Raw genomic sequence first — 12417 nt, 5'->3', positions numbered from 1 at the left:
AACAGGACCCTAGACAAGTCCCATCGTTGCAGGTCAGGAGCACTCTCCGCTTATTTGATCAAGCCTCGGACACCCCACCTCGTGAAAGCGCGAGGCTAGTGCAGGGCCGGATCGGGGGCGTAGATGGTCGATGCGGCAGGTGTGGGCGTAGGGGCTGAAGGTGTCAGAGCGCCCGCTGAGCTGGATGATCCGGACGGTTCAGGGCACGCAATCTTCGAACTGAATCCGGAGGAAGACAGCGGCTCGGACACGCTGGGCCGTTACCGGTACCAGGCGGAGGTAGCCGCGCGAGAGTATCTCGCCATGCTCACGGAGGACGCAATCGACTTCGTCGTCTGCGAGTGGCACGAGGACTTCGTCGTGGCGTGGGCCGATGGGTCAGTGGAACTGGTATCGGTTAAGCATCGAGAAGAGAATCAGGGCACTTGGTCGCTTACGGAGTTGTGCAAGAGCGGCGGCCTGACCCATCTCTTCGACCGCTGGTGTGCATGCGAGTGTGCTGCCAATGTCCGTCTCCGGCTGGCGACGAACGCGGCGCTGAGCCCGATCAAGGGTGGTGCTGGCACGCTGGCTCGGATGTGCGGCCCAGAGCCGGAACTCACGGATGGGCTGTCCTCTATGGCGGAGACAGTCGCCCGCCAGATGCTCAAAGTACGTTGGAAACAGCCCTATCCCAACATCCCGGATACACCCCAGGTGCGCAAGCTCGCGAACATCCAGGTGCCAACGGGGTTCGTGGAGAAGGTCCTTCGTTTCCTCGCAGTCCTGGAGATCTCCTGCGATCCACCGCAGCGCGCACACATCACCGACGTCAACATCCAAAGGCTTCTGGTGCCTGCCGTCGAGCAACTGAAGCTGGCGCACGTCGACCTTGAAGGCACCTACCGGGCCGTCGTGGATCGGATCGAGCGTGCCAACCGTGATGAGAGCGACCGCAGCCAACTGGCCGTTTACATCGCCGACCCGAGCCGTGTCCGTCACAGCACGAGAATGCAGCAGCGCATCGGCCGGCGCAGAATCACCCGCGAAATCGTTCGCCAGGCGATCGCGTACACGACGGTTCAGCTGCCCACGTTCCCACGAGGCCAGGCACCCGTGGTGGCGCCGGGAGGGGTAAAGCTCGGCCGCAAGCTGCGCCGGGGCCTGGTGCCCTCCGACGAGGCGGCGTTCGCCGAACGGCTCCGCTCCGCGTGGTACACGACCTGGTCCGAGCGCCGTTCCGGTCTAGCCGGGGATGAAACCGACCTTATGAACCTGTCGATGGACGTTCTGGAGATGGCCTTTGAGTGCCGACGCCATGCGCGCGCTCAGCTGGCCGAGGGCAGCGAGTTCGGCAACAAGATGAACGACCTGCTGGCCGTGAAGCTGAAGGTCGAAGCTCTGCCGTCGCCGCCGCCGATTCTGCTCAGCAACTTGCATCTGCGGGGTCTGGCCTACCAGTTGTGCGACGAGTGCCTCTTCTTCTTCTCCGAAAATTTCGACACGGATGAGGAAGCCTCATGACCCCCAGCGCCGACTTCGAGACCGCCGTAGCGCGCATGCGGACTCAGCGGCGACGGGCAGAGCAGCGTGAGGTCCATTACCACGAGGCGCGCATCCTCCTGCTCATCTCGCAGTTCACCACCGCCAAAGGAGGGCTCGACGGGCTGACCAAGCTCGCCAAACTCGACTTCCTGCTGCGCTATCCAGCAATGCTGGAACGTCTCCTGCCCGGTGGCGAGGCGTCGTGGCCGGTAGGAACCGCCCCCACACCACCCGAGCGCCTCGCGGTCGAAAGCCGTATGACCCGCTACAAGTACGGGCCCTGGGACCAGCGCTACTACAGCGTCCTTGGCTCACTCGCCGCACGTGGTCTGATCGTCTACAGCAACAGCGCGAGAGCGGAATTCCGTGCCACGCCGCAGGGCGTCTCCGCCGCGGCCTCTCTTGCCGCAACGCCGGAATGGGCCGTTGTCGCCAGCCGCATCAAGCTGCTCAAGCGGCATTTCAACAAGTCAGGATCGGCCTTGAAGAACCTCATCTACGACCGTCTGCCCGACGCCGTCGACCGGCCCTGGCGGACGGAGATCTGACATGGCCGTCCACCTGCGCATCGTCGCTTTGACCGTTACGACCGCCGAGGCGGAACAGACCTACCGCTTCGACCGTCCGGCCACCGTGATCACCGGACCCATCGGCACTGGCAAGTCCAGTCTGCTGATGCTCTTCAAGCACGCCCTCGGTGGCAGCGCCATGCTCACCCCGGCGGTCCGCGACCACGTCCTGTCGGTCCAGGCCGAGGTTGTGGCCGGCGACGAACGTGTCGTCCTCAGGCGGACCATTGAGGGAGACACAGCCGACACTGTGGATCTCCTCGATCCACACTCCCTCGCTCTGGAACGCACCCTGCCCCTGCGCGCCTCGGAAGGCGCCACCACGCTCTCCGACCACCTCCTGGACGCGCTCGGCTTCCCGCGGGAACAGATTGCCGCACGGCGAGAAGGAGCAGCGCGGCCGCAGAACCTCACCTTCAACGACCTGTACGCCTACGTCTACCTCCAGGCACGCGAGATCGACCGCCAGGTCGTCGGTCACCTGGACAGCTGGTTTGAGACCAAGCGCAGAGAGCTTTTCCGCCTGATGTTCGGGCTCACCGACAGTGCGCTCATGGAGCTCAAGCGCACCAGGAACCAGCTCTTGGACACACTGAAGGCCAGAACCGCCGAGCACGACAACGTCAGCTCCTTCCTGGCAGCCTCCGACCCCCGCAGCGACGACGAACTGCGGGCCGAACTCGCTCAGCTGCGCGACACCCTGGAGCGGGCGTCGTCCGCCCTTGCCAGCCTCCGCACCGAACTTGAGGATCAGACCGCCGCCGACACCGCGCTGCGTGACGAGCTGCAGAACGCCATCCGCGCCGCTCGGCAGACCGAAGAAGAAGTGTCCGCAGCCGCCGACCTCGTGGAGGCGCGGCATGCCGTCGTCGCCCAGGTACAGCTCGACCTCTCCCGGCTCGCACGGTCGGTCACGGCCATCGACCAGCTCTCCCCCTTCGAGTTCGTCGTCTGCCCGCGGTGCATGCAGTCGCTGGCGGCCCGGATCGTCGAGGACGGTCACTGCCTCGTCTGTCTCCAGCCCGACCCAGTCGAGGCCGATATCGACCCGGCGGCCATCGAGGAGACACGCACGGCCCTGCAGCAGCAGCTTGAGGACGCACGGCGCATCCAACAGTCGGACGAAGTTCACTTGCAGACCGTCCAGGAGCGGTCGCAGCAACTCAGCTTCGCCGTCACGAGCTTGCGCCGGGAGCTCGACGCCCAGACCCGTGATGCGGTCGCCCCGCGTTTCGATGCCATCGCCGAGGCCAGCTCCCGCGTCGCCTCGCTCAAGGCCAGCATTGATGCCATTACCCAACTGCGCGAGTCCTGGGCACGGGTGCGCACCATCGACGCGGACATTCGCTCACTCAAGGCCAACCGCCGGCAGGTCAACAAGGACATCAAGGAGAAGTCCGAGCAGCTCAAGGCCAGCCAGACTCTGGTCGGTGACCTCAGCACTGAGTTCAGCCGACTGCTTACCAGCTGGAACCTGCCCTGGGTCGACACGGCGGTCATCGACCGCGACACCTACCTGCCGGTGATCAACGGACGGCCCTTTGAGTCCTTGCAAGCCTCCGGCGGGGGCATCGCTACCTCTGTCAACCTCGCTTACAGCCTCGCACTCCTTGCTTTTGGACTCGACCACCCGGACGTCCTCGTTCCGTCGCTCCTCGTGATCGATTCACCGCGCAAGGCCTTCGGTAACAACGCCTCCGACCGCCAACGCGCAGCCGAGATCTACAGCCGCTTCAGAACTCTGGCTGACGCGTACGGCGAACGCCTGCAACTGATCATTGCCGACAACGACCCCCCGCCCATCACGAGCGACTCCTTCGGGAAGGTGGAGTTCGATTACGAGAACCCTATGGTGCCCGGCGTGGATCACCCCGGCCCTGACCAGGTCACTCGTATAGAGAGCCAAGAAGAGGGTTCGTGATTGATCCCGATGCCTTGGCCGAAGCTCCCGAAGTCCAGCGCTCTGGGGGCAACCGCGACGATGATTGAGGGTTTTCAGAGTGGCCCTCGGACGGGTGACGGCGGGATCGTGAGCAACGGACAGGGTCCCCGTGCCGTTGAGAGAGGTGTCTAGGTCTCAACTCTCCAGCTCAGGAACCCTGTTGGTCCCGTATCCTGCCGCACTCGACCTGCCGCACGCACTCGTGGAGTGGGTGACGATGCTGATCGTCACCCGTGAGGGTGACCGGCGCTGCAAACTCCGGCCGTCCGAGCGTGCGGTGATCGCTCTGGCATACCTGCGCCGGCACGACCCGCTGGCTCAGCTCGCCGCAGGTTTCCGTATCTCCGTCGGCACCGCCCACGCGTACGTCACCACCGTCGTCGAGCACCTGGCCGACATGGCGCCGGGCCTGCTGAAGGTCCTGCGTGAGGCAGACCCCGACTACGTTCTCGTGGACGGCACGCTCGCCGAGTGCGACCGGGTCGGCGACGGGCGCGCGGACTATTCGACGAAGCACAAGCGGCACGGTGTGAACGTGCAGGTCATCACGGACCCGGACGGTCGCACGCTGTGGCTCTCACCCGCCCTGCCCGGCCGCACGCACGACCTGACCGCCGCCCGCACCCACAAGATCATCAGGATCTGCGAGCGACAAGGCGTCCCCGTCCTCGCCGACATGGCCTACATCGGCGCGGGCGAGTGGGTCACCACCCCCAAACGCCGACCGCCCCAAGGTGAACTCACCACGACCGAGCGGACGGTCAACCGGGCGCTGTCCGCCGCTCGCGTACCCGTCGAACGAGGAATCGCCCGCCTCAAATCTTGGCGAATCTTCCGCAGAGCCCGATGCAGCCCAAACCGCATGACGTCAATCGCCAAGGCCGTCCTCACCCTGGAGCGGCACCGCTGAAAACACTCATTGGCCGGATTGGGAGACGCTCCACTACGTGGCTTCCCATGTCTACGAACGGTTGGCCGGCCGCGATGACGACTGTGGTGATGCGTTCTATGACGCAGTCGAGGCGGAAGCAGGCGATGGAGTGCCGAGCCGCGAGGTGAGCGGTGGGACGTGGACCGCTCGGACGGCAGCGAAGATCCTGCCGAGGATGTCGATAATGTTCCCGCTGCGGCCCATCGCGGAGAAGCGATCAGTCCAGAGTTGAGGGCAGAGGCAGTTCACCGTGCGTGTGCTGGGGAACGCTTCAAGATCCTTCGGATGAGCAGGGGAGGGAACTGGTCGTGCGGGTGGGCGGTTACGAGCCCGTCGAGGCTGGCCTCATGGTGGCGGACGGCCTCGTCGACCCGTTGGGCAAGCCGCACGATCTCTTCTTGGAGCCATGGGATGGCGGTTGTCCTCAGCTTCCGCTCTGCGGGTAGTCGCCTGTCGAACTCTCGGCGGAAGCACTGAACCTCTCCCTGGCTTCCGAGGGCTTGATTTCGCCAGTAGAAGGAAGCGAAGAGAGCGGCGACCTGGACGACGTCGGGGAAGTCGGCGGCCTCGGCGTATGGGTATGGCCGGTGCCGACTGGTCTCGTCCGGATGGATCAAGCGGAGTCTGCGCTCCGTGCGGTCTGCTGCGTAGCCGTGTCTGGTCAGGTCGCGCCAGAACTTGGAGCATTCTTCGTAGGCGGGCAGGATCCTGCGGTATCTGCTGTGACGGCAGAGCCGGTGGAGGCGCCGTTGAGCTTCAACGATCTCGGGCGCTTGCGCAACGCTGCACTGACCGGTTGAAGGGATCTCGACGCTTCGCTCAAAGTACGAGTCGTAGGCGGTGCCACTGCCTGTCCACCGAACGGTGCTTGACGCAGAGCTGGTTGAGGTCTCGGAGCCCCCAGATCTCGATCCGCCAGCTGGTCTTTCCAGTATGTGCGGCCGCGCAGAAGTCGCAGGCCCAGGTCCGGTTGATCAACGGGTAGCCCGGATGGTGCCATGCCGTGGCGGTGGTCAGCTCGGGCAGTGCCTTCCTCAGGGATTTCGGTGTCTGACCGCTGCGAACGGCGAGGAGATCCAGCTTGTCCAGGGGCCTCTCCGCCGAGTAGAAGCGGCGGAGCACGTGCTTCGGGGGAACCCCGTTGAGCAGCGCGAGCCGCGTGGCATAGGACCGAACAGTCTCATTCGGAAAGGGCGGGGAGGTCAGAGGCAGAGGCCGTGCCCGCCCGGCCGGGGCCTTGACCCCGATCATGCGGATGTCCGGTAGGCGCTCTCGCTGGCGTGATCCACGTGGATGGCGTGCAGTTGTCGCCGGGTGATGCTTTCGCTGCCGTCCAGGATCGCGGAGATGGCTGCGGCACGGACAAGATGGGAGAGGCTGCCGATCATGCCGCCGGTCCGCTGGTAGAGGTATTTGTGCAACTTGGTCAATGTGTTGGGGGCGTGCCTGTGCAGGCGAAGGGTGCCCTCCATGGTCGCGACCAGCCCTTCCCATTCGCGGCCCAGGGGAAAGGGGCCGGTGTGCAGGAGGGTGCAGCGACCTGCGATCTGGCCGCCGCGGATGCCGGTGAACAGTCCGGAGTGTTCGACGTCGATGCCGGCGTAGATGAACGTGGCCGGCAGGTGCTCGGTGAAGTACTTCAGGTGGTCGGAGAGCTCCTCTCCGGCGATCGTGCCCAAGTTCATGAGGTGGATTTCGTCGACCAGCACCAGGTCCGTGCGGGCCTCTGTCAGCACCTGACAGACGGAATGCGTGATGTCGGCTGTGTTGTGGCGAGGGGTGATGGTCGGGATGTTGAGGAAGCGTGCAAACTCCAAGGCGAGCTTCCGGGGTGATCCTTTCGGCGGTGCGGTGACATAGACCACCGGGATGCGTTGGCCTTCGCCGGATCTCTGCCGAACACGCAGTTCATGAAGGCGCCCGAGCTGCCGGAGTGCAGTGGTCTTGCCCGTGGTGCGGTCGCCAGAGATGATCAGGCCGCGGCGAGCTCCGTGCTCGCGTCGGTTGAGCAGGGTCAGAAGGCGTCCCTGATGAGCGACTTCCTTCACTGTGGACGTGCGTACCACTTGGAGTTCTGAGTGGTAGTCGATGCGAGCTTCGTCGTAGTCGGTGCGTTCCTCGTCGCTCATCGACTCCCATCGAGGGCGGGGAAGCAGGTCGAAGGGGTGCGGGTCCTTCTCCACGAACCGCCGCCAGCCAGTGAGAGTGGTGGGCGGCTCCACACGTTCGTCTTTGTCGGCCCCAGAGCGATCATTTCCGGAGGGGCTCACCACCATCTTTTCGCCTCCTCACGAGCGTCGAAGATCCCCAGCGGCACCACTTTCGCCAACTCCTCGTCCTCATCGGTGGCATCGGAGACCTGAGCTGGTTCGGCCGGAAGCGCTTGCGAGGCGGCGGGCGTCTCGGGACGAGGCCAGGCCGACTGGCTGGTGGCACGGGTGCGGCCGACGACCTTGCGGTCACGCCGCTCGGCCGCTCGGCCCGAGCTCTTCCGCCGCCGGACAGGGCGTTCCTCGGGACCGTCAGCGGCCCGGTCAAGCAGCTCGACCGCAGCCTCAGCGACCGCTTCCTCGTCCGGCTTGCGCTGTTCACGTTCGGCCAGCACCTGACGGGCCCGGTCGAAGACCAGTTCACCCATGGGGACGGGCGAAGTGCGTAGATGGCGCCAGGTCGCGGTGATCCAGCCCATGCCACGGTGGTTGCGTACCCAGACGCAGGAGATGTCATAAGGGTCGTAGTGGACCTCCCAGAGCCTCCCGTCCGGACCCGCCCCGGAGGGCTGGCGCCGAAAGGGGACAAGGTCGCGGGAATCGTAAGTACGGTTGTTGATCCGCACCCCTCCGGGACCGATGACCCTCCATTCGCGGGGCATGAGCTGGATGTACTCCTCCGGGCTCAGCGCGACCGACACGTATCCGGCCGCCGCCACCAGCGCGGCGTACTTCTCGTTCGGACTCAACGGGTGATCCGGCATCAACGGGTCTCGCAGCCCGCCGTGCGGCCTGACCTGCCATGTCGAAACGACCCATTCCTGGAGCAGTTCCTGGAGCTCGTGGATGGACCAAACCGCTTGTGCGGACGGATCCCTGCCTCGCATCTCGGCACTCCGGCCTGTGTAGCCGGGCAGATCCTGGGCGAACATCGTTGCCACGGAGCCCAAGGTTCTTTCAATATGCGGCTTGTCGGTCGGGGTGTCCGGATGCGCGGGCTGGAACGAGATCCCCAAGTGGCGGCAGGCATTACGGAAGTTGTCCGAGACGAACGCCTTCCCGCGGTCGCTGACCACCATCTCCGGGACGATCACCGGCTTCGCGGCGGCCTTGGCCATCCGTTCGTCCAGCGTCAGCAGCGAGGCATAGGGCAGCACCGACCGGGACATGCGCAACGCGTCCGACCAGCCCGGCCGCACCACCTCGGGCGTCATCGCCCGCGCCAGCAGCAGGGCGGCGTCCACCGCCTTCGTCGAGGGCCGCAACACCACCGCGGCCAGCGTCCTCGTCGCCAGATCGACCAGTCCGGTCAGCTCGCAGCGGTCCACTGTCCCGTCGTCGTGGACGACCATTACGTCCAGTGGCGTGGAGTCGATCTCCATCACTTCACCTGGTCGTGCTGTCGTCAGCTGCCCAAACATCCGCTTCGGCTGTTTGCCCAGCGAGCGGCGGGTGCGGGCCGAGCCCAACAGATGTTGCCCGGTCGAGACTGCCTCCAACAGGCGGTAGAACGTCGCCCTGGAGGGCATCGAAACCGCTCCCTTGCCGTGCTCAGTAGCCAGCAGGCGTTCGACTTTGCGCCGCAGCACCTGTGCGGACACGGTCGGCTCGTCGGTCCGGCTGCTGACGATCTTCTCGATGGCCTCGACCACCCGCGGATCGGCCCGGCTCGTGCCGGTGGCGGGCTTGCGCTGCCGACCGTCCACTAAACCCGCCACCCCTTCGCGCTCGAAGCGAGAGCGCATCCGGCGCAGCGTGCTCAGCCCCACCTCCTCGCCTACTTCGCGTAGTTCGGCGAGCTTGGCCAGCTCCCGCTGCCGCAACGAGTTCACGGCCGGGTCGTACTCGGCCTTCACATGGGTGCGCGCATCGACGTCTGGACGGCCCGTAAGCAGTTCGGTCAGGTGCCTTCGCCACCACTCGGCCCGCTCTGCGGCGTCTTCGGACAGTCCCTCCAGGACCCCTGCATCGGGCAACGACGGGCGACTCGGCGCGCTGCTGAGTACGGTGAATCCCTCAGAGGCCAGCAAGTTCCCCAGCAGCACCACACTGGCGGCCAGGGCGTCATCCACCAGCCGCACCGAAGTGCCGTGCAAGGCAGCCACGGTGTGTTCGCGCCCGTCGTAGCGAACCCGATCACCCAGCGACAGCAACTGCGGACGCGCCGGCATCCCCGCCCACCTCCTTCGCCACCGCAGGAACGAGGTGCACGCGCGTGGCCCCCGCCAGCAACTCGCCCCCCAAGTCAGCGGCCAACACACGGCGCCACAACAGGTGGAAGAGCACCGGCAGCGTGGCGATCGGATCCCCGACTTCCCGGGCCCCCGCAAGCAGTCCCTGCGGCTCTGAGAACACCGCTTGCAGGGCATCGGCGACCGGCTCGCGCTGCACCCGCGGGTGCCTGTAGCCCGATAGCCAGCGCAGATTCGCCGCCAGCACGGGATCGAGCATCCCGACTCGCTCGAAGCCCCAGCCAACCCGTGCGCAGGCCGCGGCCGTGGCCGCGAACTTCTTCGCGTCGTCCGGCTCGATCCGATCGTCCGGACGTACGTCCAGCACCACAGCGGTGCCGTCCCGACGGCGTACGAAGTAGTCCGGCGTATGGCGGGTCCGCCGGGTCCGGTCGCTGTACCGCCACGACAGCCGGAACGGCTGCGAGGCCACCGCCACCACATCCGGATCGGCGTCCAGCCTCATCAGGTGCCCGAGCTCCACCCACGACTCATAGCCCACCAGGTCACCACCTGTAGCAGCCCAGTACCAGCCCGGGAAGTTCCGCTGCCCCCGGTACGAAGGGAACCCGCGTACCTGCGCGGCTGCCTCGAAACGGGTCGGCCACATCACCTCAAGCGGCCCGCCGTGCGGTTCGCCGCGGGCGTCTACGTACTCCAGCCAGAAGTCTTCCTCAGCCATCAGCCACCCCGTTCGGCACCCGCCCGATACGAAGACCGTAGGGACCCCGGTGCGGCAGTGGGTCAAGAAGAGCGAGACAGATCGACAGATGGTCACGGTTGACTGAGACGAGCGACCAGATGGTTCAGATCGACCGAGACTGGCTCATCTTCAGCGGGACACGTCAAACTGTCCCGCCGAGTCGCAGTGGCGCGGCGCACTTTTGCAAGCAGGCGCTTGCAAAAGTTAGCGGGGGTGCGGCACAGTAGAGGCATGGCATCGCTCAACGTCGGCAGTCTTGGTGAGTACCTGCGTGAACAGCGGCGCACCGCGCAGCTGTCCCTCAGGCAGCTTGCCGATGCCGCCGGGGTGTCCAATCCGTATCTGAGCCAGATCGAGCGCGGGCTGCGCAAGCCGAGCGCGGAGGTGTTGCAGCAGGTCGCCAAGGCGCTGCGGATCTCCGCCGAGACGTTGTATGTGCGGGCCGGGATCCTGGACGCCGAGCGTGACCGGGACGAGATCGAGACGCGTGCCGTCATCCTCGCCGATCCCACGCTCAGCGAACGGCAGAAGCAGGTGCTGCTGCAGATCTACGAGTCCTTCCGCAAGGAGAACGGGTTCGAGATCGCCGACCCGGGCAGCGCCCCAGCCGCGACGGACGTTCCTGTGCCGGACGTTCCGGGCGGTGCTCGCAGAGCAACAGGTACGGACATAGGCACCGGCAGCGACGCCGACCCGCCGCAGACGGCCAGTTGACGCAACGGACGCACCGGACGCATCCGATGCGCCCGCCTAGACCGGCCCGCCGCACGCGGCACCCCAGAACGCCCAGCTCGCAAACCCTCAGCTCGAAGCAACCCGGGAGGACCATCACCATGGCCATCACCGAAGACCTGCGTAAGACCCTCAGCGACCCCACCCCCCTCTACTTCGCCGCCGGCACCGCCGACCTCGCCCTTCAGCAGGCCAAGAAGGTTCCCGGCCTGGTCGAGCAGCTGCGTGCCGAGGCGCCGGCCCGGATCGAGGCCGTACGCGGCACCGACCCGAAGGTGGTCCAGGAGAAGGCCGCCGCCCGCGCCAAGGAGGCGCAGGAGAAGGCCGCCGCGCGTGCCAAGGAAGCACAGGAGACTCTCCAGGCCAAGGTCGGCGAGTTCATCAGCACGCTGGACGGCGACTTCAAGAAGCTCGGCTCCACCATCGACGCCGACCTCAAGAAGCTCGGCGAGAGCGCCCAGGACCTCGCCCTGCGCGGTGTCGGCGTCGCCGCCGAGTACGCCGTGAAGGCGCGCGAGACGTACGAGAAGGTCGCCGAGCACGGCGAGCAGGCCGTGAAGACCTGGCGTGGCGAGGCGGCCGAGGAGATCGAGGAACTGGCCATCGCCGTCGAGCCGAACGCCGAGCCCGCCGAGGCCAAGCTGGTCGAGGTCAAGGCGACCGAGAAGACGGTGCCCGCCCCGGCCGAGGCGAAGTCCGCGCCCGCGCCGGCCGACAAGCCCGTCGCCAAGAAGGCCCCGGTCCGCAAGCCGGTCGCCAAGAAGACGACTCCGCCCGCCAACTGACGCCCTCTCCTGCCCGAGGGCGGGAGATTCCGGTCCGCACCGCTACGCGGTACCACCTCGGGTTCCTGTTTCACTGGCCCTTGCCGGTCTCCGGGGAGCTCGGTCTGACAGGGGCCTCCACAGGCGTCACTTCCCGCCCGTCCGGCGGTAGATCCGACAACTTCGTCGTCGGATGAGGCGATCTCAGCCATGCCGCTGCGGCTCTCCGGGCCGCAATGGACAGGAAGCCCTGCACCTCCACCCTGGAGGATGGAGTACTGAGCAAGTGTTCGGTAGCACGTAGGCGGAGCCGTACGGGTGAAACAGGAAGTATGAGGACGGGCCGGGCACTCCATGAGTGCCCGGCCCGTTCTCGAAGTGTCCGGTTCACCGTTGCGGGTACGGTGGCCGCGTAGGGACCGACCGAATCTGGTGGTGGACGTAGTGCTGATGCAGGGCTTCGACGGGTTCATGTGGCTGCTGAGCACGGCCTTTACCCTTTTCAGCGGCTTCGCGTTCTTCGACGCCGCCGCGCGCCGTGACGACGCCTACCGTGCGGCGGACAAGCAGAGCAAGCCCTTCTGGCTGATCATCCTCGGGATCGCCTTCGTGGTGAGCCTGATCTTCGGGATCCTGTCGTTCCTGCCGATCGCCGGTCTCATCGCGACGATCGTGTACATGGTCGACGTACGACCGGCACTGCGCGGCCTCCCGGGCGGTGGCCGCAGCCGCAGAGGCGGCGGCTCCAGCAGCGACGGTCCGTACGGGCCCTACAACGGCGGTCGCTGACCCCCCCTGGCCTGCTGCCCCC

The 12417-nt window shown here is 66.2% G+C and carries 11 protein-coding genes; 7 read left to right on the top strand and 4 right to left on the bottom strand.

Translation table 11 applies throughout. The features are described 5' to 3' along the window. The first annotated feature begins 123 nt into the window (after positions 1 to 123). The 4 genes from ADL01_RS32700 to ADL01_RS32685 all read left to right on the top strand — a co-directional run bounded on the left by ADL01_RS32700 (position 124) and on the right by ADL01_RS32685 (position 4945). Complete coding sequence (locus ADL01_RS32700; RefSeq protein ID WP_053745658.1) at positions 124 to 1503, top strand: dsDNA nuclease domain-containing protein; 1380 nt, start codon at positions 124 to 126, stop codon at positions 1501 to 1503. Further along, the gene (locus tag ADL01_RS32695; protein WP_053745657.1) at positions 1500 to 2072 is read left to right on the top strand and encodes a hypothetical protein; all 573 of its coding nucleotides are present in this window, start codon (positions 1500 to 1502) and stop codon (positions 2070 to 2072) included. The genes ADL01_RS32700 and ADL01_RS32695 overlap by 4 nt, the downstream gene beginning before the upstream one ends. Position 2073: 1 nt before the next feature. Continuing rightward, a complete protein-coding gene (locus tag ADL01_RS32690; RefSeq protein WP_053745656.1) occupies positions 2074 to 4014 on the top strand; it encodes an ATP-binding protein in 1941 nt (646 codons plus the stop codon). Positions 4015 to 4195: 181 nt separating this feature from the next. Further along, complete coding sequence (locus ADL01_RS32685) at positions 4196 to 4945, top strand: IS5/IS1182 family transposase (protein ID WP_053745655.1); 750 nt, start codon at positions 4196 to 4198, stop codon at positions 4943 to 4945. An 840-nt stretch (positions 4946 to 5785) separates the two neighbouring features. Here ADL01_RS32685 and ADL01_RS32675 read toward each other — a convergent pair. The 4 genes from ADL01_RS32675 to ADL01_RS32660 are packed head-to-tail and all read right to left on the bottom strand — an operon-like array spanning position 5786 to position 10089. Next, entirely contained in the window at positions 5786 to 6217 is a 432-nt protein-coding gene (locus tag ADL01_RS32675; RefSeq protein WP_053745653.1) for a TniQ family protein, read from the bottom strand. Then, a complete protein-coding gene (locus ADL01_RS32670; protein ID WP_053745652.1) occupies positions 6214 to 7242 on the bottom strand; it encodes an ATP-binding protein in 1029 nt (342 codons plus the stop codon). Before ADL01_RS32670 ends, ADL01_RS32675 begins: the two co-directional genes overlap by 4 nt. Continuing rightward, positions 7233 to 9347: a Mu transposase C-terminal domain-containing protein gene (locus ADL01_RS32665; RefSeq protein WP_053745651.1), complete on the bottom strand. Its 2115-nt coding sequence runs from the start codon at positions 9345 to 9347 to the stop codon at positions 7233 to 7235. Before ADL01_RS32665 ends, ADL01_RS32670 begins: the two co-directional genes overlap by 10 nt. Beyond that, positions 9313 to 10089 carry a TnsA-like heteromeric transposase endonuclease subunit gene (locus ADL01_RS32660; RefSeq protein ID WP_053745650.1) on the bottom strand — a complete coding sequence of 259 codons (777 nt, stop codon included), beginning with the start codon at positions 10087 to 10089 and terminating at the stop codon, positions 9313 to 9315. Before ADL01_RS32660 ends, ADL01_RS32665 begins: the two co-directional genes overlap by 35 nt. Positions 10090 to 10341: 252 nt before the next feature. Between ADL01_RS32660 and ADL01_RS32655 the strand changes: the two genes are divergently transcribed. The 3 genes from ADL01_RS32655 to ADL01_RS32645 all read left to right on the top strand — a co-directional run bounded on the left by ADL01_RS32655 (position 10342) and on the right by ADL01_RS32645 (position 12395). Beyond that, positions 10342 to 10824: a helix-turn-helix domain-containing protein gene (locus ADL01_RS32655; protein WP_053745649.1), complete on the top strand. Its 483-nt coding sequence runs from the start codon at positions 10342 to 10344 to the stop codon at positions 10822 to 10824. A 119-nt stretch (positions 10825 to 10943) separates the two neighbouring features. Then, the gene (locus ADL01_RS32650; protein ID WP_053745648.1) at positions 10944 to 11627 is read left to right on the top strand and encodes a hypothetical protein; all 684 of its coding nucleotides are present in this window, start codon (positions 10944 to 10946) and stop codon (positions 11625 to 11627) included. Positions 11628 to 12056: 429 nt separating this feature from the next. Then, positions 12057 to 12395, top strand: a complete 339-nt coding sequence (locus ADL01_RS32645; protein WP_053745660.1) for a DUF2516 family protein — start codon at positions 12057 to 12059, stop codon at positions 12393 to 12395. Positions 12396 to 12417 lie beyond the last annotated feature (22 nt).

Source organism: Streptomyces sp. NRRL WC-3618, from assembly GCF_001280005.1.
Taxonomy (GTDB): domain Bacteria; phylum Actinomycetota; class Actinomycetes; order Streptomycetales; family Streptomycetaceae; genus Streptomyces.
The sequence above is the reverse complement of the archived record's forward strand: the minus strand, read 5'-3'. Positions and strand labels throughout refer to the sequence as shown.

Coding starts and splice junctions, on each gene's coding strand:
- ADL01_RS32700 (WP_053745658.1), top strand. CDS start 124: ATGGTCGATGCGGCAGGTGTGGGCGTAGGGGCTGAAGGTGTCAGAGCG.
- ADL01_RS32695 (WP_053745657.1), top strand. CDS start 1,500: ATGACCCCCAGCGCCGACTTCGAGACCGCCGTAGCGCGCATGCGGACT.
- ADL01_RS32690 (WP_053745656.1), top strand. CDS start 2,074: ATGGCCGTCCACCTGCGCATCGTCGCTTTGACCGTTACGACCGCCGAG.
- ADL01_RS32675 (WP_053745653.1), bottom strand. CDS start 6,217: ATGATCGGGGTCAAGGCCCCGGCCGGGCGGGCACGGCCTCTGCCTCTG.
- ADL01_RS32670 (WP_053745652.1), bottom strand. CDS start 7,242: ATGGTGGTGAGCCCCTCCGGAAATGATCGCTCTGGGGCCGACAAAGAC.
- ADL01_RS32665 (WP_053745651.1), bottom strand. CDS start 9,347: ATGCCGGCGCGTCCGCAGTTGCTGTCGCTGGGTGATCGGGTTCGCTAC.
- ADL01_RS32660 (WP_053745650.1), bottom strand. CDS start 10,089: ATGGCTGAGGAAGACTTCTGGCTGGAGTACGTAGACGCCCGCGGCGAA.
- ADL01_RS32655 (WP_053745649.1), top strand. CDS start 10,342: ATGGCATCGCTCAACGTCGGCAGTCTTGGTGAGTACCTGCGTGAACAG.
- ADL01_RS32650 (WP_053745648.1), top strand. CDS start 10,944: ATGGCCATCACCGAAGACCTGCGTAAGACCCTCAGCGACCCCACCCCC.
- ADL01_RS32645 (WP_053745660.1), top strand. CDS start 12,057: ATGCAGGGCTTCGACGGGTTCATGTGGCTGCTGAGCACGGCCTTTACC.